22 protein-coding genes are annotated in these 23,088 nt (G+C 72.1%); 14 read left to right on the top strand and 8 right to left on the bottom strand.

Translation table 11 applies throughout. The annotated features are described in order from the left end of the window. The first annotated feature begins 165 nt into the window (after window positions 1-165). The 4 genes from ACIOC0_RS16535 (at window position 166) to ACIOC0_RS16520 (ending at window position 3,807) form a co-directional block, all read left to right on the top strand. A complete protein-coding gene (locus tag ACIOC0_RS16535; protein WP_402155696.1) occupies window positions 166-672 on the top strand; it encodes a SigE family RNA polymerase sigma factor in 507 nt (168 codons plus the stop codon). Window positions 673-682: 10 nt separating this feature from the next. After that, window positions 683-1,195 carry a hypothetical protein gene (locus ACIOC0_RS16530; protein WP_402155695.1) on the top strand — a complete coding sequence of 171 codons (513 nt, stop codon included), beginning with the start codon at window positions 683-685 and terminating at the stop codon, window positions 1,193-1,195. Between the two features lie 111 nt (window positions 1,196-1,306). Beyond that, window positions 1,307-2,539 (top strand): glycosyltransferase, encoded by a 1,233-nt coding sequence (locus tag ACIOC0_RS16525; protein ID WP_402155694.1) that lies wholly within the window; start codon window positions 1,307-1,309, stop codon window positions 2,537-2,539. After that, a complete protein-coding gene (locus tag ACIOC0_RS16520) occupies window positions 2,536-3,807 on the top strand; it encodes a hypothetical protein (protein WP_402155693.1) in 1,272 nt (423 codons plus the stop codon). The genes ACIOC0_RS16525 and ACIOC0_RS16520 overlap by 4 nt, the downstream gene beginning before the upstream one ends. A gap of 67 nt (window positions 3,808-3,874) precedes the next feature. Here ACIOC0_RS16520 and ACIOC0_RS16515 read toward each other — a convergent pair whose 3' ends face one another. Further along, the gene (locus ACIOC0_RS16515; protein ID WP_402155692.1) at window positions 3,875-4,258 is read right to left on the bottom strand and encodes a hypothetical protein; all 384 of its coding nucleotides are present in this window, start codon (window positions 4,256-4,258) and stop codon (window positions 3,875-3,877) included. Between the two features lie 246 nt (window positions 4,259-4,504). Between ACIOC0_RS16515 and ACIOC0_RS16510 the strand changes: the two genes are divergently transcribed. Continuing rightward, window positions 4,505-5,167 carry a hypothetical protein gene (locus tag ACIOC0_RS16510; protein ID WP_402155691.1) on the top strand — a complete coding sequence of 221 codons (663 nt, stop codon included), beginning with the start codon at window positions 4,505-4,507 and terminating at the stop codon, window positions 5,165-5,167. 29 nt (window positions 5,168-5,196) lie between these two features. On the opposite strand, the gene ACIOC0_RS16505 is transcribed toward ACIOC0_RS16510, so the two are convergent. Continuing rightward, window positions 5,197-6,186, bottom strand: a complete 990-nt coding sequence (locus tag ACIOC0_RS16505; protein WP_402155690.1) for an aldo/keto reductase — start codon at window positions 6,184-6,186, stop codon at window positions 5,197-5,199. A gap of 233 nt (window positions 6,187-6,419) precedes the next feature. Further along, window positions 6,420-7,025: a lytic transglycosylase domain-containing protein gene (locus ACIOC0_RS16500; RefSeq protein ID WP_402155689.1), complete on the bottom strand. Its 606-nt coding sequence runs from the start codon at window positions 7,023-7,025 to the stop codon at window positions 6,420-6,422. 262 nt (window positions 7,026-7,287) lie between these two features. Between ACIOC0_RS16500 and ACIOC0_RS16495 the strand changes: the two genes are divergently transcribed. Together ACIOC0_RS16495 and ACIOC0_RS16490 are read left to right on the top strand one after the other, a co-directional pair. Next, window positions 7,288-7,914 carry an NAD(P)-dependent oxidoreductase gene (locus ACIOC0_RS16495; protein WP_402155688.1) on the top strand — a complete coding sequence of 209 codons (627 nt, stop codon included), beginning with the start codon at window positions 7,288-7,290 and terminating at the stop codon, window positions 7,912-7,914. 78 nt (window positions 7,915-7,992) lie between these two features. Next, a complete protein-coding gene (locus ACIOC0_RS16490) occupies window positions 7,993-8,469 on the top strand; it encodes a 4-oxalocrotonate tautomerase family protein (RefSeq protein ID WP_402155687.1) in 477 nt (158 codons plus the stop codon). Window positions 8,470-8,627: 158 nt separating this feature from the next. Here the strand turns inward: ACIOC0_RS16490 and ACIOC0_RS16485 are convergent, their stop codons facing one another. Further along, a complete protein-coding gene (locus ACIOC0_RS16485) occupies window positions 8,628-10,055 on the bottom strand; it encodes a helix-turn-helix domain-containing protein (RefSeq protein WP_402155686.1) in 1,428 nt (475 codons plus the stop codon). A gap of 304 nt (window positions 10,056-10,359) precedes the next feature. Between ACIOC0_RS16485 and ACIOC0_RS16480 the strand changes: the two genes are divergently transcribed. Continuing rightward, on the top strand, window positions 10,360-11,445 hold the full coding sequence (locus tag ACIOC0_RS16480; RefSeq protein WP_402155685.1) for a right-handed parallel beta-helix repeat-containing protein: 1,086 nt from the start codon (window positions 10,360-10,362) through the stop codon (window positions 11,443-11,445). 56 nt (window positions 11,446-11,501) lie between these two features. Here the strand turns inward: ACIOC0_RS16480 and ppk2 are convergent, their stop codons facing one another. Further along, window positions 11,502-12,497 carry a polyphosphate kinase 2 gene (gene ppk2, locus ACIOC0_RS16475; RefSeq protein WP_402155684.1) on the bottom strand — a complete coding sequence of 332 codons (996 nt, stop codon included), beginning with the start codon at window positions 12,495-12,497 and terminating at the stop codon, window positions 11,502-11,504. A gap of 273 nt (window positions 12,498-12,770) precedes the next feature. Between ppk2 and ACIOC0_RS16470 the strand changes: the two genes are divergently transcribed. Genes ACIOC0_RS16470 through ACIOC0_RS16460 form a run of 3 tightly spaced genes read left to right on the top strand, consistent with a single transcriptional unit; the run spans window position 12,771 to window position 16,723 of the window. Then, window positions 12,771-15,368 carry a SpoIIE family protein phosphatase gene (locus ACIOC0_RS16470; RefSeq protein ID WP_402155683.1) on the top strand — a complete coding sequence of 866 codons (2,598 nt, stop codon included), beginning with the start codon at window positions 12,771-12,773 and terminating at the stop codon, window positions 15,366-15,368. 49 nt (window positions 15,369-15,417) lie between these two features. Beyond that, on the top strand, window positions 15,418-16,356 hold the full coding sequence (locus tag ACIOC0_RS16465) for an aldo/keto reductase (protein ID WP_402155682.1): 939 nt from the start codon (window positions 15,418-15,420) through the stop codon (window positions 16,354-16,356). A 19-nt stretch (window positions 16,357-16,375) separates the two neighbouring features. Further along, the gene (locus tag ACIOC0_RS16460) at window positions 16,376-16,723 is read left to right on the top strand and encodes a MerR family transcriptional regulator (protein WP_402155681.1); all 348 of its coding nucleotides are present in this window, start codon (window positions 16,376-16,378) and stop codon (window positions 16,721-16,723) included. Here ACIOC0_RS16460 and ACIOC0_RS16455 read toward each other — a convergent pair whose 3' ends face one another. Next, window positions 16,724-16,870 (bottom strand): hypothetical protein, encoded by a 147-nt coding sequence (locus tag ACIOC0_RS16455; protein WP_402155680.1) that lies wholly within the window; start codon window positions 16,868-16,870, stop codon window positions 16,724-16,726. It abuts the gene before it with no gap. Between the two features lie 601 nt (window positions 16,871-17,471). Continuing rightward, entirely contained in the window at window positions 17,472-17,657 is a 186-nt protein-coding gene (locus ACIOC0_RS16450) for a hypothetical protein (protein ID WP_402155679.1), read from the bottom strand. 231 nt (window positions 17,658-17,888) lie between these two features. Here ACIOC0_RS16450 and ACIOC0_RS16445 point away from each other — a divergent pair, with 231 nt between their 5' ends. The 3 genes from ACIOC0_RS16445 to ACIOC0_RS16435 all read left to right on the top strand — a co-directional run bounded on the left by ACIOC0_RS16445 (window position 17,889) and on the right by ACIOC0_RS16435 (window position 22,081). Continuing rightward, window positions 17,889-18,407 carry an SRPBCC family protein gene (locus tag ACIOC0_RS16445; RefSeq protein WP_402155678.1) on the top strand — a complete coding sequence of 173 codons (519 nt, stop codon included), beginning with the start codon at window positions 17,889-17,891 and terminating at the stop codon, window positions 18,405-18,407. A 44-nt stretch (window positions 18,408-18,451) separates the two neighbouring features. Further along, window positions 18,452-20,761, top strand: coding sequence for an FdhF/YdeP family oxidoreductase (locus ACIOC0_RS16440; RefSeq protein ID WP_402155677.1), 2,310 nt, complete (start codon window positions 18,452-18,454; stop codon window positions 20,759-20,761). Window positions 20,762-20,896: 135 nt separating this feature from the next. Continuing rightward, window positions 20,897-22,081, top strand: coding sequence for a hypothetical protein (locus ACIOC0_RS16435; RefSeq protein WP_402155676.1), 1,185 nt, complete (start codon window positions 20,897-20,899; stop codon window positions 22,079-22,081). On the opposite strand, the gene ACIOC0_RS16430 is transcribed toward ACIOC0_RS16435, so the two are convergent. Continuing rightward, entirely contained in the window at window positions 22,062-22,952 is an 891-nt protein-coding gene (locus ACIOC0_RS16430; protein WP_402155675.1) for a N,N-dimethylformamidase beta subunit family domain-containing protein, read from the bottom strand. The two genes, ACIOC0_RS16435 and ACIOC0_RS16430, sit on opposite strands and share 20 nt — an antisense overlap. Between the last annotated feature and the right edge of the window lie 136 nt (window positions 22,953-23,088).

The raw sequence follows: 23,088 nt of genomic DNA, 5'->3' as shown, positions 1-23,088 counted from the left end.
AGAGCCGGTGGGAGGGCGGCGTTGCGTCGAGCGCGTGCCGCCGCGGTGCGTGAAACCCGCATCGCGTGCCAGGTGATCCAGATCACCAAGGCGAGGTGCATCGCGGCGAGGGGGCCACCATCTTCTTTCAAGTGTGAAGAGCTCGTTGGAACGGGGACGGTGCGAATGGGGCAGAGCCGGGCGGAGGCGTTCGACGGGTTCGTGGCTGCCCGCTGGTCGGCGCTGTTCCACCTCGCCCTGCTCTTCGTGGGAGGCGACCGGCACCGTGCCGAGGACCTCCTCCAGGAGGCCTTGGTCAAGCTCTGGTTCGTGTGGCCCCGGGTCGCCGAGGAGGCGCCGGAGGCGTACGTGCGCAAGATTCTGGCGCGAGCGGCGGCCCGTTCGGCGCGCCGGCGGTGGTGGGGTGAGCAACCGGTCGAGCATCTGCCCGACCGGGCCGAGGCGGGCGACGCGTCCGCCGCCGTCGCGGAGCGCTCGCGACTGGAGGACGCCTTGGCCCAACTGCCGCCCAAACAGAGGGCCGTGGTGGTCCTGCGCTACTACCAGGACCTGTCCGAGAAGCAGGTCGCACAGGTGCTGGGGTGCCCCGTCGGCACGGCTCGGTCCCATGCGTCACGCGGCGTGGCGCGACTGCGTCGGATCCTGGCCGAGGCTGTCGAGTCGGTGGAGTGAGAGGGAGGTCATGGAGCACTTCGAACGGGAGTTGGCGCAACTCATGCGCGATTCCCAGGAGTACGTCCCGTTCGAGCCCCGGCACCGTGATCGCCTCCGGTCCGGCGTCCGGGCCCGGCGCCGGACACGCGTGGCGCGGCGGACCGTCGGCTGCGCGCTCGTCGTCGCCGGCCTCGGTCTCGGCTTCCTGCTGCTGCCTCGAGACGACCCGGCCGAGAACCGGCCGCAGGCTCCGCGGCCACGGCCCGTGTCGAGCCCGGCCTCACCGAGCGCGACTCCGACACGGACACCGGACGCGTCCCCGAGCGCGCCCGCGTCCTCCCTTCCCGACGGTCTCGCCACCGCCACCGACACCGCCGGGGAATCCGCTGACGCGTCCCGCACGTCCCCACCGGGTGGCGGCCCGGTCACGCACGTCCCGGACACGGCGTCGCTCGCGACCACGCCGCCGTCGCACACGGACGCGTCGACGAGCCCCCCGCCCACGTCGGCGCTCGCCTCTCCGGGTTCCGGCGACCGCTGACCGGCGCCTCCTGACTCCGGCCCGCCGACCGCACCCGGACCCTTGTCCGGCCCGGCACCGCCGTGGGCGACCCCGGCATGCCCTGAGACAGATCACTGAAACGGATGTTCCATGACAACCCTCGCGAATCAGCTCCCGCTCCGCACACCTGTGCCGGCACACCACGGGCAGCCCGTCCTCGACGTGGTCGTCCCGGTGTACAACGAGCAGGCGTGCCTGGAGCGGAGCGTGCGGCGGCTCCACAGCCACCTTCGTGAGACGTTCCCGTACCCGTTCCGCATCACCGTCGCGGACAACGCCAGCACCGACGACACTCCCCGCATCGCGGCCCGGCTCACCGCCGAACTGCCCGAGGCGCAGTGGCTGCGGCTGGCGGAGAAGGGGCGGGGCGGGGCGTTGCACGCGGCGTGGTCGGGCTCGGGGGCGCCGGTGCTCGCCTACGTCGACGTGGATCTGTCGACCGAGCTGACGGCGCTGCTCCCGCTGGTCGCCCCGCTGATCTCCGGCCACTCCGACATCGCGGTCGGCACCCGCCTCGTCCCTGGCTCACGGGTGGTCCGCGGTACCAAGAGGGAGGTCATCTCCCGTTGCTACAACGTCCTGCTGCGGTCGACGCTGGGCGTGGGTTTCTCGGACGCGCAGTGCGGTTTCAAAGCCGTCCGGCGTGACGTCGCCGAGCGGCTGCTGCCCCTGGTGAAGGACTCGCAGTGGTTCTTCGACACCGAACTGCTGGTGATAGCGGAGCGGGCGGGGCTGCGTATCCACGAGGTGCCGGTGGACTGGGTGGACGACCCCGACAGCAGGGTCGACGTCTTCGCCACGGCCCTGGCCGATCTGCGCGGCATCGCCCGGATCGGCCGGGAACTGGCCCGTGGCTCGCTCCCCACGGCCGGGGTGCGCCGGGACGACCCCGACGGGGCGCACGGCGGTCTGAGGGGACAGCTGCTGCGTTTCGGCGTGGTCGGCGCGGTGAGCACCGTCGGATACGTCTCGCTGTACGCGGCGTTGTGCGCGACGGCGACGCCGCAGGCCGCCAACGCGCTGGCGCTGCTGGCGTGCGCGGTCGCCAACACGGCCGCGAACCGGCGGTTCACGTTCGCTCTGCGCGGCCGCGGCGGCGCGGTCGGCCACCAGGCCAGGGGGTTGCTGATCTTCGTCGTGGGTCTGGCCCTGACCAGCGGATGCCTCGCCGTACTGCACCGTGTGGCGCCGGGTCCCGGGCGGGTCACGGAGATCGCGGTGCTCGTCGCCGCCGGTCTGGCCGCGACGCTGCTGCGTTTCCTGCTCTTCCGGGCCTGGGTGTTCCCTGTCCGCCGTCGTGGGCGGGGGGCCGCTGCCGCATGAGCGACACCCTGACGCAGGGAGTCGGCGCCGGGGTCCCCGGCGACTCGCCGGCCCCCGGCGATACTCCGGATGAGGGCCGGCTTCCGGGACTGCGCCGTGCGGTCGTGCGCTACGGTCCCGTGCTCGCCGTGTACGGCGTGCTCAAACTCATCGGCTTCTCGGTGTTCATGCACCTGCTGGACCAAGCCGGGGACTTCCGGGAGAAACACCCGCGCTTCGGCGGCGGGGCCCACGCCTGGGACGTGCTGGCGAGCTGGGACGGCTGGTGGTACCAGCAGATCGCCACCCACGGGTACGATCCCGCCCTCGTGCCGGTGCCCGACGCCGAGGGACTGATCACCCTCGAAGGCAACTCGGCGGCGTTCTTCCCGCTGTACCCGGCGGTGATGCGGGTGGTCTCCGAGTGCACGGGCCTCGGCCTGTACGGCTCCGGCATGCTGGTCTCGGTCGTCGCCTCCTTCGTCGCCGCCGTCGGGATCCACACGGTCACCGCGCGGTTCGGCGGCGAACGGGCCGGGCTGGCCGCCGCCGGACTGTGGGCGGTGTGGCCCGGCTCGGGCACGGAGTGGTCGGCGTACTCGGAGTCCCTCTACGTCGCCCTCGCCGTGTGGACCTGCCACGCCGTGATGAGCGACCGCTGGCTGACGGCGGGCGTCCTCGCGTTCAGTGCCGGCCTCAACCGCCCCACCGCTGTCGCGCTCATCGCCGCTCTCACGGTCGCCGGGCTGATGGCGTTGCACCGCCGCCGCGAGGACTTCGCCCGCCTGTGGACCGCGATACTGACCGCACCGCTCGGCCTCGTCGGCTACCTGCTGTGGGTCGGCAACCGCATGGGCGACCTCCGCGGCTACTTCGTCCTCCAGACCGGGGCGTGGGGGCACACCTTCGACTACGGAGCGCACACCCTCGACGTACTGACCTCCGTCGCGGTGGGTCGCCACGACTATGTCTTCGCGGCCCCCTTCGAGGACGTCATCGGGGTGCTGGTCGTACTGCTGGCCGTGCTTCTCCTCCCGCTCTTCATCCGTCTGCGGCCTCCAGCCGTCCTGGTCGTCTACACGCTCCTCACCTTCGTCCTCGCTCTCGGCAGCCGGCAGATTTTCGGCAACGTCTCGCGCTACCTGCTCCCCGCCTTCCCCCTCTTCATCCCGCCGGCGCTCACGTTGCGCCGCCTCGGGCTGCCCATCCTGATGACACTGCTCGGCATCACGGCGGTGGCGTCCGGCTCGTATGCGGGATACGCGCTCTTCGAGCTGGGAGTCCCGTAAGCCCGGGACCGACGCGGCAGGGGTGGCTTCCGCCGGCGGAAGCCACCCCTGCGTCAGGATTCAGTGGTCAGACACTGGCGCAGATCGCGTACACGCTGATGCCGACGGTGGAGTAGCCGTCCTGCCGGCCCAGCCCGATCCAGCCGCGTCCGTCGTCGGTGGGGAAGCTGCCGACCAGGATCGCGCCGTTGCCCTGGGCTTCGGCTCCGCCGCCGACGACCACCTTGCCCGCCGGGCAGTACACGGTCCGACGCTGGAAGTTGGGGACGTTGGCGTTGGGGAGCTTGACGATCTGGTAGCCGGCCACGGAGGCGGCCCGCACCGGCGCTTCGGCTGCCGCCGCCCGGTTGGTGCCGCCGGCCTGGCCGGCGGTGGCCTGAGCGGCCCAGCCCGCTCCCGACACCAGAGCCAGGGCCAGAACGCCCGCACCGATCGCCTGCTTGCCTCGCATAGGAATGTCCTCTCCTGCCGTGGGCTCCGGGGAAGCGGAGCTCTCGAGGACCATCGTGGTGACGCCGATCGGGCACCGGGCTATAAATCGGCCCAAACGCCACGATGGGGCGAACGCGGGGCACAGAGGGCGCGCACGCTCGGGTTCGGGGACGCCCCGAGCGCTCGGCGTGCTCCCGCGAGGGGCCTCGTCAGCTCGAAAGACCCAACTCCCCAGCCACCGGAGGGTCATTGATACGGTCCCGCCATGGTTGCAGCACAGGAATCACCGAGCGGCCCCGTCACCGCGGACGACGTCGAGCACGCCGTACGCCTGGCGATCGCCGCTCTGCGCGGGGCCGACGCTCTGGACTGGAGCGCCAAGGCGGGTTCCCTGGAGTGGGACTGCTGGGAGACGGTCGAGCACCTCGCCGACGATCTGTTCTCCTACGCTGTGCAACTGGGCCCGGCCAGGCCGCCGTCGGACACCCATGTCCCCTTCGCGTGGAGCCGGAAGAGGCCCGGCGGGCCGGCGAACGCGGTCTTCGCCGACCGGGAGGCAGGGCCGGCCGGTCTGCTCCAAGTCCTGGACGCCAGTGGTGCGTTGCTGACCGCGATCGTCCGGACCACCGCGCCCACGGTCCGGGCGCACCATGTCTTCGGTGCGGCGGACCCCGAGGGTTTCGCCGCGATGGGCGTCGTCGAGACGCTGGTGCACGTCCACGACGTGGCCGAGGGCCTGAACCTGCGGTGGACGCCGCCCGCCGACCTGTGCGACCGCGTGCTGGCGAGGCTCTTCCCCGACGCCCCGACCGACACCGACCGGTGGCCCACCCTCCTGTGGGCCACCGGTCGCGCCGAGCTCCCCGGCCGGCCGCGTCTGAGCAAGTGGCGCTGGTACGGCGCACCCCGCGGCGAGCGGAGGAAGTAGGCCGCCGTCGCCCCCGGGGTACTGCGGCACTACCGGTTCAGGGACCGCATCCCGGCCTCGTCGTACCGCTCCCCCGCGGCCTCCGGCAGTTCCGCGTCGATGCGGGCCAGGTCGTCCTTGGTGAGCGTGATGTCGACGGCGGCGGCGTTCTGCTCCAGGTAGGTGCGACGCTTGGTGCCCGGGATGGGCACCAGGTTCTCGCCCTGGGCGAGGACCCAGGCGATGGCCAACTGGGCCGGCGTCACGTCCTTCTCGGCGGCGATCTCCTTCACCTTGGCCGCCAGCCGCTGGTTCGCCTCCAGGTTGGCCTCCTTGAAGCGCGGGTTCTCGCGGCGCCAGTCGTTCGCGTCCAGCTCGTCCGGAGAGGTGAAGCGACCCGCGAGGAAGCCGCGGCCGAGCGGCGAGTACGGCACGAAGCCGATGCCCAACTCGCGGCAGACCGGGAGCACTTCGGCCTCCACGTCCCGCGACCAGAGCGAGTACTCGCTCTGCACCGCGGTGATCGGGTGCACGGCGTGGGCGCGTCGGATGGTCTGCGCGCTCGCCTCGCTCAGGCCGATGTGACCCACCTTGCCCTCGGCGACCAGCTCGGCCATCGCGCCGACGGTCTCCTCGATGGGCACGTTCGGGTCGACCCGGTGCTGGTAGTACAGGTCGATGTGGTCGGTGCCCAGCCGTTCGAGGGAGCCGTGGACCGAGCTGCGGACGTGCTCGGCCGAGCCGTCCTGCGGGCCGACCGTGCTGATGTCGCCGGGGACGGCGTCGTCCATCCGGTAGTTGAACTTCGTCGCGATCACGAACTCGTCGCGGTGCCCCCGGATCGCCTCGCCGACGAGGGACTCGTTGGTGAGCGGCCCGTACATCTGCGCGGTGTCGAGGAAGTTCACCCCGAGGTCGAGGGCATGGCGGATGGTCGCGATCCCCTCCTTCTCGTCGGCGGATCCGTAGAAGGCGGACATGCCCATGCACCCCAGGCCGATGGCCGATACCCGGAGCTCCCGCAGACTGCGCTTCTGCATGTGTCCCAGCCTTTCCCTGCATGCTCGTACTCGTACATCGTGTGGACGCCGCGAAGCCCCTCATCCATTCAGCGACGGATCCCACCGTCCGGCATCCTGTGAGAGACAGCGCGCCGTGATGTCCGCGACGCTACGTGTTGGAGCGCGCTCCAACGCAAGCCACTGCGGCCGGTGATGCGCCGGGAGAGGCCGGTGACGCTCCGGGAGAGCCGAGCCGTCCGCCGCCGCGCGGCTCAGCCGGCGGCCGCGGTGTCACCGGGTGTGCCGGGATGTGCGAGGGCCTCGGCGGACCGGCTCCGGTTCGCGCGGAAGCGACGCAGGTACGCCTGCGCCATGGGGCCCGGCGGGACGCCCCGGGCGAAGGCCCGCATGTTGCGCTCGCCGGTGTTGTAGCCCAGGGCGAGGAGCTCGTCGCGGGTGTAGCGGCGTACGTGCCGCTCCGGCAGGCTCCGGTCCAGGTCCCCCAGGTGCAGGGCCGCCGCGCGGACGGCGAGAGCGGGATCGTCGCGAAGGTCCTGCCACCGCTCCGACAGGCCGTGGGTCCGCCGGACCTGCTCGAACGTCGTCCGGTGCATGTTCGCCACCCCGAAGGACGCCTCGGGCTTCCACCACTGCCACAGCCGCTCCAGCAGCGGGTGGTGGGGCTTGTACGCCTCGTTGTGGAGCACGGTCATCACGAGCAGGGGCGTCACTCCGGCTTCCTCGGCGCTGCGCACCACGCAGGCGGCGTAGTCAGCCGGGTCGTAGCCGCCCGGCCGCAACGGCGGTGTGGGGGCACCGCCGTGGTCCTCCGGTCGCGACCGTTGCTTCGACGTCGTCGTGGACGACCACTGCTCCATCCGCACTCCCCTCTCCTCCGCCGCCGCCAGAAACGGCGGGGACGCCCGGCATTCCGAGGTCCGCGTGCCCCTGCGGGCCGGTCCTCATTCCGCCGGACGCCTGGCTTCTCCCCTGCGCCCCGGCCATCCTGGGCGCGGGCTCCCCCGCCGCAGGTGGAGGAGAATCCGGCCGCCGTCGGCGTCAGACCCCTGCCGGGGCTCTGGTCGGCCTCGGGTGAACGCCCGCTCGCTCCCTGTCTCCCGGACGAAGGACGCACATTCCATGAAGCTCTTGATCCTCGGGGCGACCGGCCCCACCGGCCGTCATGTCGTGAACCTGGCCGTCGCGGGCGGTGACGCGGTCACCGTCCTGGCCCGCCGGCCGCAGGCGCTGGACGACGTCGCGGACCGGGTCCGGGTGGTCGCCGGGGACGCCACCTCGTACGCCGACGTCGCGGCGGCGACGGCCGGGCAGGACGCCGTCGTCTCGGCCCTCGGCAGGGGCACGTCCCTGCGCGCCGACGACCTGTTCACCCGGGCCGCGGCGGCCGTGGTCCGTGCGGCCGAGGCGGAGGGCGTGTCGCGCCTTGTGTGGCTGTCCTCGTTCGGCGTCGGGGACACCTACCGCTCGGCCGGCCCCGTGCAGAAGGTCATGTACAGCACCCTCCTGCGCAACATCTACGCGAACAAGGTGCTCGCCGAGGAGACGATCCGCTCCAGCGGCCTGGACTGGACGCTCGTATACCCGACCATGCTGACCAAGGGGCCGGCCAGGGGCGCGTACCGGGCCGGCGAGCGTCTCTCGATGAAGGGCATGCCGAGGATCAGCCGGGCGGACGTCGCCGACTTCCTGTACAAGGCGGTTCACGGCTCCGAGTGGATCCGCCGGGACGCCGTCATCACCGACTGAGCCCTCCATGACTATGACGGTCGTCATAGAACGAGGTAGCCTGAGGCCCGTATATAACGACTGTCATAGGAGAACGCCATGACGATTATCACCGTGAACAGCCTCGAGGGCCGCCTGAGCCTGGAGCAACGCCGCACGCTGGCCGAGACGTTGACGGACGCGGTCCTCGTGCCCGAGGTCGGGCGGTTCGCTCAGCCGGCGCGGGCCGGCTTCCAGGTGCACTTCGTCGAGCGCACGGCCGACATGATGGCCATCGGCGGACGGCTCCTCGCGGATGCGGGACCGGACGCCGACGTCATGGTGATCGACGTGGCGGTCATGGACGGCGACTGGCGGCAGGAGGTCAGGGCGGCCGTCATCGAGCGGGTGCTCACCGCGACGGCCGACGCCTGCGGCCTCGCGGAGCCGCCGCCCGGCTGGTGGGTCAACTTCCGCGTCATCGACGAAGGCAGCTGGGGCTCGCGCGGCGGGGTGCTGTCCGTCCTCACCCTCCTGGACACGGGCGTGTTCACCGAGGAGAAGGCCGCGGCCATCCGCGCGGCGCTCGGAGCGTGACGCCGGTCTGCGGGGCGGTGACCCGGCCCCGCCAACCGGTCGACTCCACAACGGAATTGACGTGCCGTTGCCGCAGGCCGGCGGTTGCCGTGCCCACGCTCGGCAGCGGGGTACCGCGACCAGTGGCGGTGTGAGCCGGTGCTCCTTCGAACCGGGGGTCACCGGCTGTCGGTCGGGACCCAGGCTCGCTCGTCGGCGGTGTTCGTGCCGTACCAGTAGTGCGGCATTCCCTTGATGCTGGTCGTGTGGAACGGGCGGCCGTGGTCGTCGATGCGGATCGTGCCCGTGCGGCCCTGGGAGGACCAGTCGAGTTCGAGGTACCAGCGGGCGTCATAGGCCTGTGTCGTCCCGTCGACGAGCAGGACCTCCGGGTCCTCGGCGGAGACACGGTACGGGAAGCGTACGGCCGGGACGGTCACGCCCCTGTCGGCGCCGTCCTCGGGACGGGCCAGGGGGCGATCTGCGTCGAGGTTCACGGCGAAGCGGCGTGGCGTGATGTCGCTGCCGCAGCCCTGGCTCATGGAGTACGCGTTCCCGGTGACCGGGGTGCCTCGGCTGACGACGCGGACGCGGAGCGCGTGCAGGACCACGGCCGCCGACGACCGTCCCTGCACCGAGATCTGCACCTTCGTCTGCCGTCCGTGCACCGCGCTCTGCGTCGCCGCCCACACCCCGGCGTCCTGCTGCACCGGCGGCGGAGGCACCTGCGCGGGCGGCTTGCCGATGACGTAGTCGTGGTCGCAGCCCTTGTCCCAGACCAGCGAGTCGACGCTCCAGGTGAGGGGCAGGGCGGTGGCCGGCTGCCCGGCCGGTTCCCCGGCCGACGAGGGGGCGCCGCCGGAGGCGGACGCGGTGGGGGCCTGGTGGCGGGCGCCCCGCGACACGGGGCTGCCGGACGGTGAGGGCGAGGCGGCGGACGGGTGCGTCGCGCGGTGGGATGCGCCGGCGGTGGTCGTCCTCGGGCCCGCCGAGGGGGAGACGTCCGCCGCGGAGGAGCCGTGGTCCGCCAGTGCGGAGATGCCGCCGGCAGCGGCGAGCAGCGCACAGGTGACGGCGGTGGACGCCAGGGCGCGCCGGCTGCGGTACCAGGGGCGGGGGGCGAGGGTGGGGGCGTTCTCGTGCGGGGCGGGAGTGCTCTTGGGCTGCTCCTCGGAGCCGGTCTTCTCAGGGCCGGTCTTCTCAGGGCCGGTCTTCTCAGGGCCGGTCTTCCCAGGGCCGGTCTTCTCAGGGCCGGTCTTCTCAGGGCCGGTCTTCCCGACGGGGGCTCGGTCGGGCGCGCTCGCTTCGGGCTTGGGCGCAGGCTCCGGCTCCGGTGCGTCGGCCGTACGGGCCCGCTGGCGGGCCGCCGCCGCGGACAGCCACAGGCGGTGCAGTTCGAGCCGCTCCTGCGGTGTCGCTTCGCAGAAGGCGGCGAGCCGTTCCACGGGCGCGAAGTCCTGCGGCACCGCCTCGCCCGCGCAGTACCGGTGCAGGGTGGAGGTGTTCATGTTGAGGCGGCGGGCCAGGGAGCCGTAGCTCCGGTCCGTGCGGCCCTTCAGCCGGCGCAGCAGCGCCGCGAACTCCTCGACGTCGTGGTGAGTCGGCACCGTTCTCCCTCGTCCGCCCGTGATCCCGCGTCACAGGCCCTCATGTCCCTGCACGTCGGACGGGCGGGGATGGTTCCCGCGGCGGGCAGGGGAGAGCCGGTGTCGCGCCGGGCCCGGGTGTCCGGCCGGCGCCGTGCCCCGGGCTCGGGTGTCCGCCGGCACCGGACGGGCGCAGGCCCTCACCCGTCTGGGTTTCACCGGATGGCGGAGCGTTCAGCGTCAGGTTGGACTGTCGGGGCGGCAGTTCCCGCCACTCATCCGGCTCAGGAGATTGCCGTCCCACAGCCGAACCGAGGGAGAACCGGTGCTGACCGTGAAGAAGACGCCTGTCCTGCTCCTGGCCGCACTGCTGAGCTCGTCCGTCGCGGGCATCGCCCCAGCGGCCGCCGCCGCGAGCCCGGGGACCCACGCCGCGGTGGTGCCGTGCGGTGACGTCGGCGAGCTGATCAGGCAGATCGACGACGCCAACTCCCGTGGCTCCGGGGCAGTCGTCCTCGCGTCGGGCTGCGAGTACCGGCTCCTCGCTCCCGCCGTCGCCGCCGGTCCCAACGGAGCCGACGGTCTCCCCGTGATCACCGGGAAGGTGACCCTCACCGCGGTCGGCGCCGCGACCATCACGCGGGCCTCGGCGACCGCGTTCCGGATAGCCGAGGTCGCCCCGCAGGGAACCCTCACGCTCAACGGGATCACCTTGTCCAACGGCAGCGCCACCTCCTCCCCCGCCGTCGACGGCGGCGGCGTCCTCACTCAGGGAGTCCTCCGGCTGAACGCCGGCCGTGTCACCGGTAACACGGCGTCATCGGCGGGGGGCGGCATCGAGGTGGCGTCCGGCGGCGCCGCGTACCTCTCCGGCAGCACCGTCACCCAGAACGCCGCCTCCGACGGCGGCGGCGTCCACGTCGGCACCTCCGGCAGGCTGACCGTCAACGGCGGCGCCGTCGACGCCAACACCGCGACCGCCACCGGCGGAGGGGTGGCCTCCAACGGGACGACGGTGCTCAACTCGGTCCTCGTCCGCGGCAACACGGCCGGCGCCTTCGAGGGCGGCGGCGTCTTCACCGCCATCGGGCCGCTGACCGTCAACGGCGGTGTGATCAGCGGCAACACGGCCGCCTCGTACGGAGGGGGCGTCGCCAACTTCGGCAGCGCCGTGCGCCTGCTCGCCACGTCGCTGACCGGCAACACCGCCCACGTCGACGGCGGCGGCCTCTACAACCAGGCCGGCACTTCCCAGCTCATCGCCGGGCGGGTCACCGGCAACCGAGCGGACGGCCAGGGCGGCGGCGTCTTCCGGGCCGGCGGCACGGTCACCCTGCCGGCCACGCGCGTCAACGCCAACATCCCCGACAACTGCGCCCCGGCCGGCGCCGTAGGCGGCTGCGTCGGGTGAGACAGCGGACCGGCGGAGGAGGCCGGCCGGGCCCCTCCGCCGTGTCACCCGCGTCGTCAGCCGGTCTCCTCGTCAGGATGCGGCTCCGATGTGTGGGCCCGTGTGCGGGGATGCAGGCCGGGGCCGAGGGGCAGGCCGGCCAGAGGGGTGGGTGAGAGGTCGGTGGGTTCCTCACCCGCCTCCAGGAGGGTGTCGGCGTTGCCGACGATGAGGGGGTCGGGGCGGCCGACGGCGTCTTCGTCCTTGCCGTCGTAGTCGATGCGCCACAGGAGGCTGCGCATGGCCTCCAGGCGGCCCCGGCGCTTGTCGTTGCTCTTGACCACCGTCCACGGCGCGCGTTCGGTGTCGGTCGCGCGGAACATCGCGACCTTGGCGTTGGTGTACGCGTCCCACAGGTCCAGGGAGGCGAGGTCGGTGGGCGAGAGCTTCCACTGACGTACGGGGTCGACCTGGCGGATGGCGAAGCGGGTGCGCTGTTCGGCCCGGGAGACGGAGAACCAGAACTTCACCAGCAGGATCCCGTCCTCCACGAGCATCGCCTCGAAGGACGGGCACTGCCGCAGGAACAGGTCGTACTGCTCGTCGGTGCAGAAGCCCATCACCTTCTCGACGCCGGCGCGGTTGTACCAGGACCGGTCGAAGAAGACGATCTCACCGGGCGCCGGCAGATGGGCGACGTACCGCTGGAAGTACCACTGTCCCGACTCCCGCTCGGTCGGCTTGTCCAGGGCGACGATCCGCGCCCCACGGGGGTTGAGCCGCTCGGTGAACCGCTGGATGGTGCCGCCCTTTCCGGCCGCGTCCCGGCCCTCGCAGATCACCACCAGGCGGGCGCCGGTGTCCTTCACCCAGCTCTGCAGCTTGAGCAGCTCGATCTGGAGGAACCGCTTGGTCCTCTCGTACTCGGCCCGTTCGATCTTGTGGTCATAGGGATAGTTCTCCTGCCAGGTACGGATCGGCGCGCCGGAGGAGTCCAGGAGCACGGGCTGCTCCGGCCGACGGTCGTCCACGCTCAGCCCCGACAGCAGGTCCTCGGCCTCGGGCCGCTGCAACTCACGATCGTCCACGCCGCCCGACTACCCGTACCGCTCATGTCTATGGCCTCGCGCCGGCTCCCGTGGCCGCAGCGAGTGCCGTGACCGCTGTGGCTGGTGCGGCGACAGAGGCGGTGCGCGTCCGGTGGGCCGGGCCTCTTGACCAGGCGGCCCGTGACTGTAAGGGGGGAGCAGTGCTAGAAAGGGCCGATGGACGACCGTTTTGCCCGAGTGAGACCGGTATCGCCTTGGTCGCGGCTGCGGAAGAACGCGCTCAGCGTCGCTGGGCAGATGTTCCTCCTGCAAGTGGCCCTGGTCGTGCTGCTCGTGGCGTTCGCCGTCCTCGCTCTCGTCCTGCAGTCACGGCGGGGCACGAGCGCCGAGGCGGAACGGCGTTCCGTGGCCGTCGCGCAGACCTTCGCGCACTCGCCGGGCCTGCTGCCCGCCCTGCGCAGCCCTGATCCCGCGAAAGTCCTGCAGCCGCTGACCGAGGCCGGCCGCAAGTCCGCCGGCGTCGACTTCGTCGTGGTCATGGACACGAACGGGATCCGCTACACGCATCCCATGCCGGACCGGATCGGGAAACGGTTCGTGGGGGAGATCGAGCCGTCGCTCGCCGGGAAGGTCTACACCGAGAGCGTGCGCGGCCCCCTCGGGAAGGAAGTCCAGGCGACGGTGCCCGTGCGGGACGCCCGGGGCCAGGTGGTGGCCCTCGTCTCCGCCGGGCTGAAGGTCAAGAACGTGACCGGTCTGGTGGACCGGCAGATACCGATCATCCTCACCGCCGGGGCGGTCGCCCTCGGGGCGGCCACAGCGGCGACGGTGCTGGTGAGCCGGCGGCTGCGACGGCAGACCCACAGTCTCGCGCCGAACGAGATGACCCGCATGTACGAGCACCACGACGCCGTGCTGCATTCGGTGCGCGAAGGGGTGCTCATCGTCACCGGCGAGGGGCGGCTGCTGCTGGCGAACGACGAGGCCAGGCGGCTGCTGGAGCTGCCCCCGGACGCCGAGGGCCGGCATGTGTCCCAGATGCCGGGTCTCGAGCCGGAGATGGCGTCGCTGCTCGCCTCCGGACGCGAGGCCACGGACGAGGTGCACCTCGCCGGGCCGCGGCTGCTGGTGGTCAACCAGAGGCCCACGGACCGCGACGGAGGCCCGAAGGGCACCGTGGTGACGCTGCGCGACTCCACGGAGCTGCGGGCCGTTTCCGGCAGGGCCCAGATCACGGGTGAGCGGCTGAAACTGCTCTACGACGCCGGGCTGGGCATCGGCACCACCCTGGACGTGGTGCGCACGGCCGACGAACTCGCCGGGATCGCCGTTCCCCGTTTCGCCGACTTCGTCACCGTGGACCTGGCCGACGCCGTGCTGCACGGCGAGGAACCGGCGGCCACCGCCAAGAACATGCGCCGCGTCGCCGTGTGCGGCATCCGCGACGATCATCCCCTCTACGAGAAGGACCGGTTGATCGACTTCATACCGTCCACGCCTCAGGCGCGCGGCTACGGCACCGGCCGCTCGGAACTGGTGACCGACCTGTCCACGGCGACGGGCTGGCACCGGCAGGACCCGGAGCGCACGGAACAGATCCTGGAGTACGGCATCCATTCGCTCATCTCGGCTCCGATCCGGGCCCGCGGTGTCGTGCTGGGCATGGTGAACTTCTGGCGCTCCGAGGGGCACGCCGCCTTCGACCAGGAGGAGCTGTCGCTCGCCGAGGAACTGGTGGTGCGCGCCGCGGTCAGCATCGACAACGCCCGCCGGTACACGCGCGAGCACGCCCTCGCCGTCACCCTCCAGCGCAGTCTGCTGCCGCGCGGCCTGCCCGAGCAGAACGCCCTCGACGTCGGCTACCGCTACCTTCCGGCTCAGTCGGGCGTGAGCGGGGACTGGTTCGACGTGATCCCGCTGCCGGGCGGCCGGGTGGCGCTGGTCGTCGGCGACGTGGTCGGCCACGGGTTGCACGCCGCCGCGACGATGGGGCGGCTGCGGACCGCGGTGCACAACTTCTCCACGCTCGATCTGCCGCCCGACGAGCTGCTGAGCCACCTGGACGACCTGGTCGGACGCATCGACCAGGACGAGGCGTGCACGGAGAGTCCGGCCGCCGTCGTCGGCGCCACCTGCCTGTACGCGATCTACGACCCCGCGACGTGCCGCTGCACCATGGCGCGCGCGGGGCACCTGGCCCCCGCGCTGGTGTGTCCCGACGGCAGTGTCACTTTCCCCGACCTGCCGTCCGGGCCGCCGCTGGGGCTGGGCGGGATGCCCTTCCAGGCGGCCGAGCTGGACATCGCCGAAGGCTCGCAGCTCGTCCTGTACACCGACGGTCTGATCGAGGACCGCACCCGCGACCTCGACGAGGGAATGGAGCTGTTGCGCAAAGCGCTGGCCGGCCACCCCGAGCGCCCGCCGGAGGAGAGCTGCAAGGCCGTGCTGGACTCGCTGCTGCCCGGACGTCCCACGGACGACGTGGCGCTGCTCATCGCCCGCACCCACGCGCTGCCTCCGGACCGGATCGCCGAGTGGGACGTGCGGCCCGATCCGGCCGCCGTGGCCGGGGTGCGCGCTGCGGCCACCGAGCAGCTCGACGCGTGGGGACTGTCCGAGCTGGGCTTCGGCATGGAACTGGTGCTGAGCGAGCTCGTCACCAACGCCGTCCGCTACGGCTGCGAGCCGATCCACGTCAGGCTCGTCCTCGACCGCACGCTGATCTGCGAGGTGTCCGACGGGAGCAGCACCTCGCCGCATCTGCGGTACGCCGCGACGACCGACGAGGGCGGCCGGGGCCTGTTCCTGGTGTCCCAGCTGACCGAACGCTGGGGAACCCGGTACACCCCGCAGGGCAAGGTGATCTGGGCCGAGACGGCGCTGCCGGACGACTGAGGAACAGCTCTCTTGACCTGGAGCGCGCTCCAGATCCGAGCATGGCGGCATGAACACCAACGACCCCCAAGTCGTCCTGGGGACAATGGACTTCGGTACTCGTGTCGCCCCCGAGCGGGCTTTCGCGGTCCTCGACTCCTTCGTCGCCGGCGGCGGTGTCTGGCTGGACACCGCGAACTGCTACTCCTTCTGGGCCGATCCCAGTGGCGTCGGCGGCGCCAGCGAGCGCGTCATCGGCGCGTGGCTGCGGGCCCGTCCGGGAGTGCGCGAGTCGGTGCGGATCGCGACGAAGGTCCGGCAGAACCCGCTCACCCCCCACTCGTGGCCGCAGAGCGCAGAAGGCCTCTCCGCCCACGCGGTTCACGCCGGTGTAGAGGGGAGCCTGGAGCGCCTCGGAGTCGATCACGTCGACCTGCTGTGGGCCCACGCCGAGGACCGTGACGTGCCGCTGGAGGAGACGGTCGGCGCCTTCGGTGAGCTGGTCGCCAAGGGGGTGGCCCTGCGGGTCGGGGCGGCGAACCATGCCGCCTGGCGCGTCGAGCGCGCCCGGTCACTGGCGCGGCAGCGGGACGTGGAGCCGTGGACGGCACTGCAACTGCGCCACTCGCTCGTGCGGCCGCGCCCGCTCACCCCGCTCGCGGAGGCCGGTCACCGCATGCTCGCCGACGAGGACCTGGACTACGCGCGGTCGGAGGGGCTCGCCGTGTGGTCGTACAGCTCGCTGATGTGGGGATCGTTCGAACGCGCGGACAAACCCCTTCCGGAAACCTATGATCATCCCGGAACGACCCGGGTGCTCCCGGTCCTGGGCGATGTCGCCGGTGAGCTCTCGGCGACGAGGAACCAGGTCGTCCTCGCGTGGCTGATGGGCCAGGGGATCGATCCCATCGTCGGCGCCAGCCGGCCTGAGCAGATCGAGCAGGCGCTCGCCGCACGCCGGCTGCGGCTCGGCGACGCACACCTGGCGCGCTTCGCCGAAGCGCGGTAGCGGTCACACAAGGAGTTCCATGGCCACCCTCACCCCGGCAGCGGCCGCCGAACGTACCGGCGTCTCCCTCGACACACTGCGCTACTACGAGCGCGAAGGTCTCATCGGCCCGATCCCGCGTTCGGCCGGCGGGCACAGGCAGTACACCGAGGACGACGTGTTCCGGATCGGCCTGGTCACGTGCTTACGCGAGGCAGGCCTCGGCATCGCCGATCTCAGGGGGTTCGTCGCCATCCTGCGCTCCGAGCACTCCCCCAAGGACCGGGTGGCCTTCCTCCAGGACCGTCATGCCGCGCTTGAGCAGCGGGCGTCGGCACTTCGCCGGGCGATGGAGGTCCTCGAAGAGAAGATCGACTACTACAGCTGATCAGTGCGTCTCCGCGGCGGCCGTCTCCGTGAACTGGTTCGTGTCCAAGAGCTCGCTCTGACTGGTCGGAGCGGAGGCGGCCGCCCGGCAGGGTGTGCTCGCGCCGGTGGGCAGCGTCTCCTGCGGCGCGCGGAACAAGATCGTCATCGCCCCGGCGACTCCCCGCCCCGACCACCGCGTGCCCCCGACCGAGCCCGACGGGTCGTGGAGCCGCCGCTGGGAGGCGGCCGTCGGAGTCGCACTGGCCCGTCTCGTGACCGTCACCGAGGGCCGCCCGGTGAGGCTCCCCGCCGCCCCGTCGCCGAGTTGCTCGGCCATGCCGTCGCGAGGTGTCTGCCCGCCGGGCCCGAGGCCCGGGCTCTGGCCTTGGCCGGTCCGGGGATCCGCGTGTCACGGCCCCGTCCCGATGTTCTGCTGGTCCACCGTCACCCCCTGCACGGATGCGCCCTGGCGTCCGCCGGGCGACGAGAGGCCGGTGGTGCCGCTGGACAGCGGGGTCCGGGCGTACCTCGCCCACCCGGGCGAGACCTCGCCGATGCCCGCGACCGGGGTCGTCCGGGAGGGCGTCCTGCGCGACGACTGTCCCCCGCCGCGCCCCTGGCACCCGCTGGCGCCCCCCGGGGCGCCTTCCCGTACGCCTTGGCCCGGCTGCCCGCCGTACGCGCCTGCGGCCGGGCGGGGTCGGCGATGCGCCTCGCGGGGCCGTGCTGCCCACGCCAGGGGGCTGACGGGGGCGGCGAAACAGGCCTTACAGCATCGCGCGCGGAGCCCCAGGTCCCGAGGTGTGCTGCGGTGCGCCCAGGTGGGATGTGGGCGACTGGCGCATGACGTGGGCCAGGTCGCGGTGTATGCGTTCGGCTTCACCGCGCACCTCGGCGGGCACGTCGCCGCGCTCGGCGACCAGACGGCTGAAAATGGGGGTCTCCTGGTACAAGGCGCAATCTGCTCTCTGTCTGGGCGGCGGGCTGCCTAGTGGAGGGTACAGCCGCACGTGGAGGCCCAACTCATCCGTCCCGCGGGCGAACAGTTCCTGCCCGCTTTCGTCACAGAATCGGGGTTAGGGGGCCGGTGGGCGGGGTAGTCGGTGGCACTGCCGTGGGCGGGCCGTGCGGCATACGCCGTGCGACCGGACGCCGGACGCACGGCTGCTGACGACGGGTGGGCCATGAGCAGCGTTGAGGAAACGGTCGAGATCGCGGTCCCGGTGCGTACCGCGTACAACCAGTGGACGCAGTTCGAGAGCTTCCCCCGGTTCATGCGCAGCGTGAGGAAGGTCGAGCAGATCAAGCCGGCCCTCACGTCATGGACGATCGCCGCAGGACCGCTGCACGGTGTGTTCACGGCCGAGATCGTGGAGCAGGAGCCCGATTCCCACCTGGTCTGGCGCGGTCTCGACCGGCACCCCGTCCACCGGGGCGAGGTGTCGTTCCGGCCCACGGCGGGAGGCGGGGCGAGGGTCACCGTACGGATGGACGTCGCGGCGCGCGGGGCCGCCGGTGTGCTCGCCGTGGTTCCGGGGCTCGCCGGCCGGGTCGTGCGCGGGGAGCTGGGGCGTTTCAAGGAGTACATCGAAGGGCTGGGGCAGGAGACCGGGGCCTGGAGGGGGGCCATCCGGGGCGGCCGTCCGCGGCGCGCGGAGACGGACCGGAAGGTGAGCCGAGTGCCCTGCTGGCCCGTCGGCTGATCCCCTCCCCCGCCCCCCGGGCAGCGTGAACGAGAGGCGTTCTCATGAAGAAGAGGCCCGACGAGGAGCCGGAAGAAGCGCTGACGGTGACGGAGCCGAAGGCCTGGGCCGCGGGCGTGCCCGCGGTGGCTCACGCGCTGGAGTACTCCCTGCGGCAGACGTCGGCGCGGCGCGCGGGAGAGACGCTGCTGACCATGAACCAGGTGGACGGCATCGACTGCCCCGGCTGCGCCTGGGCGGATCCCGCCCCCGGCCGCCGGCACCGCAACGAGTACTGCGAGAACGGCGCCAAGCACATCAACGACGAGGCGACGACGAGACGCGTCACCTCCGATTTCTTCCGCGAACACCCGGTCTCCGAGCTGGCCGGGCGGTCCGACGGCTGGCTGAACCAGCAGGGCCGGCTGACCGAGCCGATGGTCAAGCGGCCGGGCTCGGACTTCTACGAGCCGATCAGCTGGAACGACGCCTTCGGGCTGATGGCCGAGGAGCTGACCGCGCTGGACTCCCCCGACGAGGCCGTGTTCTACACCTCGGGCCGGGCCGGCAACGAAGCCGCGTTCACGCTGCAGTTGTTCGCCCGTGCGCTGGGCACGAACAACCTGCCGGACTGCAGCAACATGTGCCACGAGTCCAGCGGCTACGCCCTGCACGAGACACTGGGCACGGGCAAGGGCACGGTCAGCCTCCACGACCTGCACCACGCCGACCTGATCTTCCTGGTGGGGCAGAACCCCGGGTCGAACCATCCCCGGCAGTTGTCGGCGCTGGAGGAGGCCAAGCGGAACGGCGCGCGCGTCATCGCCGTCAATCCGCTGCCGGAGGCCGGGCTGCGGCGGTTCAGGAACCCGCAGACGCCCCGAGGGGTGATCGGGCACGGCGTGCAGATCGCCGACCGGTTCCTGCACATCCGCAGCGGCGGCGACCTTGCCCTGTTCCAGGGGATCAACCGGCTGCTGCTGGAGGCGGAGGACGCCCGGCCGGGCGAGGTCCTGGACCATGACTTCATCCGCACCGACACCGCCGGCTTCGAGGAGTTCGCCGCGCACGTCCGCGGGGTCGACTGGGGAGACATCCTCGCCTCGACCGGCCTGACCCGCGGGGAGATCGAGCAGACCCGTGACGAGGTGCTGCGCAGCGAACGCGTCGTCGTGTGCTGGGCCATGGGGATCACCCAGCACAAGCACGCCGTGCCCACCGTCCGGGAGATCGTCAACTTCCTGCTGCTGCGCGGGAACGTCGGCAGGGCCGGCACCGGCGCCTGTCCGGTGCGCGGGCACAGCAATGTGCAGGGCGACCGCACGATGGGCATCTGGGAGCGGATGCCGGACTCGTTCCTCGACGCGCTGCAGCGGGAGTTCGGCTTCGACCCCCCGCGGGCTCACGGACTGGACTCGGTGAACGCGATCAAGGCGATGCGCGAGGGACGCATCAGGTTCTTCCTCGGCCTGGCCGGCAATTTCGTCCGCGCCGCCCCGGACAGCGCGGTCACCGAGCAGGCGGTGCGCAGGTGCCGGCTGACCGCCCACATCTCCACCAAGCTCAACCGGTCCCACACGGTGTGCGGCGAGAGCGCGCTGATCCTGCCCACGCTGGGCCGCACCGAGCGGGACGTGCAGACGAGCGGGGAGCAGTTCGTCACCGTGGAGAACTCGATGAGCGAGGTGCACACCTCCCGCGGGCGGCTGCGGCCGGCCTCTCCTCTGCTGCTCAGCGAGGTCGCGATCCTCAGCCGGCTGGCCCGCCGCACCCTCGGCGGTGAATCCGGCATCCCCTGGGAGGAGTTCGAGGCCGACTACGGCGCGATCCGCGACCGCATCGCGCGCATCGTCCCAGGGCTGCACGACTACAACCGGCGGGTGATCCGTCCCGGTGGCATCCAGCTGACCAACCCGGTCAACGAGGGCGTGTACTCCAACGCCGTCGGCCGAGCGCTGTTCACCCGCAACGTGTGCGAGGTGCTGCGAGCGCCCGAGGGGCATCTGCTGCTGCAGACCCTGCGCTCCCACGACCAGTGGAACACCGTCCCGTACACGTCGGAGGACCGCTACCGGGGTATCAGCGGAAGCCGGCGGGTGGTCCTCGTCCATCCTGACGACGTGGCCGCACTCGGCTTGGCGGCGGGGCAGAACGTCGACCTGGTCGGCGTCTGGAACGACGAGGTGGAGCGCCGGGCCGCGGACTTCCGGGTGGTCCCGTACCCGACGGCTCGCGGCTGCGCCGCCGCGTACTATCCGGAGACCAATGTGCTGGCGCCCCTGGACAGCGTGGCCGAGAAGAGCAACCAGCCGGCGTACAAGGCGATCGTGGTCCGTCTGGAGCCGCGCGCTGTCCCGCCCGAGCCTATGATGTGAGATCAACTTGGCTTCCGGGGGGTGGAGTCGGGTGCGCCCGACCGGCGTTCTCGTCCCCCTCGGCGACCTCGTCGGCGGCGGTCGCACCAGCTGTGGCACCCGGCGCCGTCGCCGTCTCACACAGAAGGCCCTCCCTTGATCAAGCTCGCCGCCGTCACTCCCCCGCTCCTCGCGGGCGCCACCCTCGCCTCCGCCGCCAGCCTCGCGCAGTCGGTGTACTGGGAGTCCGTGGACCAGCTCTGGTACGTGTGCCAGCCCGACGGCACGCCGGGTGACCTGGACCGTGTCACCGTCTCGCGGCTCACCGCCGACGGGACGCTGCTGGACAAGATGTCCATCAGCCGGGCGGGGCACGGGGCGAACCTGGGCGTCGAACGCGACGCCGCCGGGATCCGCCTGTGGACCGACGCCGTCCCCAGCGGCGGCTGGGCCACGGCCGTCGCCCGGATCCCGTACGCGCCGAACGGGACCGCCGACGCCTCCGACCCGTCCGTGGTGCGCACCCCCCGCACGGGGGTGTACAGGGTGTCGGCGACGATCGACCCGACCCGGCGGCAACTGGTCTACCGCTGGCAGTCGAACAACGTCGCCTCCCCTCAGGCGACCGGCGGCATCGACCGCTACGACCTGGCCGCCGCCGCTGCCGGAACGTTCACTCCGCTGCAGAAGCTGTCCTACGGCGCGTCGGGCAAGACGCTCCAGGGGTACACGAGTCTGGGCGACCACGTGTACCACCTGTACGGCGACCAGGCGCAGGACAACGTGACGGTGACGTGCACGGACTGGGCCTCCGGGACGGTACTCCAGTCGCAGGACGTCACCGCCTTCCCCGGCCTGCCCTTCCGGGAGCCCGAGGGCATGTGCGTCTTCGGCAACAGCCCCGGCGACCCGGCCGCGACCGTGGCCTTCGGCATCGGCGCCCGCACCGACGCCGGGGTGCGCAACCTCAACCTCGCGCGGTTCCCGCACCCGGGCACCGACCCGTGGGTGCCGATCCCCTACAACACCGCGCTGTACAAGCCGAACAGCGACAACTACGTCCCCCAGTACCGGCTCGCCGGCGACCAGGTCTTCGTGCACTTCTCGCTGGCCAAGGTGGACGGCACGGCCTGGGCGCAGGGCGAGACGCTGTTCCAGCTGCCGCTGCGGGCCCGGCCCGACCGGACGCAGCGGCTGCTCGGCGTGGTGAGCGGGCAGGCCGTCACGACGGACACGATGGCGGTGCGGCTGGAGGTCGCGGCCGACGGCAAGGTCAGCGTGTGGGACGAGCGCAGCCTGAAGGGGTGGATAGGCGGGGACGTCAGCCTGTGGGTGTGCTGACCGGGGCCGTCAGGAGGCGGTCGAGCAGCTCGGCCGCCGTCCGCCGAGCCTCCTCGTCGGCGTGGCCGGGCTCGCTCAGCCTCGACGTCTTGGGCAGGAACAGGCGTCGGGGCGTACGGTCCAGCACGGCACGTGCCTGCCGGGACCAGCGGACGTCGCCGGCACCGCCGGGAAGGACGACGGCCCGGTACCGGGCGGGGTCGACGCGGCCTTCGCGCAGGTCCCCCTCGGTCGCGTACGTGACGTCGTAGCCCGCTTCCTCCAGCCACCTCGACGCGCTCGTGTCCGTGCCGAAGTCCTCGGGCAGGCCGAGCCCGGCGTACGGGCGGTGGGCCGCGTCCAGCGGCACGACCAGCAGGACGTCGGACGGGCGGGCGGGCTCCCGCACGACGAAGGGGGCGTAGGCGCGCCGGCCTTCGGCGGTGGTGAGGACGGTGAGGAAGACGCCGGACATCCAGGCGCCGGGGACGGTCACCCTCCAGGGCCGGTCGACGGGGACGCCGTCGGCGGTGAGGAGATGGCGGGCGCGCACACCGCCGTAGTGGCCGAGCCGGTAGACCTCCACCAGGCAGGCGCGGGCCGTGCGGGAGGCCAGGCGCAGGCCCAGGGTCTCGCCGGGGGCGACGGAGACCGTCGTAACCTGCCCCCGGATCTCGGGGCGTCCCGGGTCGACGCCGCAGGTCTCTCCGTGGCCGGGGGTCCAGCCGTGGGAGCCGGGGGCCCGGTTCTCCCGCACGACGGGGTTGTCACCGGTCCGCGGGGCGGCGGACGGACGGGCCCGCTCGGCGGCCGCCGCCGGGCGGCTTCCTCCGACGGCGACGGCTCCCGCTCCGGCGGCGCTCAGCACCGTACGTCGGGACAGCTCCCCCATGGGTCGACCTCCGGGCCCGGTTGTCATGGAGCGATCATCGTACGGCGGTCCGGTGCGCAGCTCCGCCTTTGCACAGTTCCGCGCCCACTTCATGATGATCCATCACATGGCTTACGATGCAGTGAAGTTGCCTGAA

It is taken from the genome of Streptomyces sp. NPDC088254, from assembly GCF_044740925.1.
Classification (GTDB): domain Bacteria; phylum Actinomycetota; class Actinomycetes; order Streptomycetales; family Streptomycetaceae; genus Streptomyces.
Note: the sequence above shows the minus strand (reverse complement) of the source record. Positions and strands in the feature narration are given on the sequence as shown.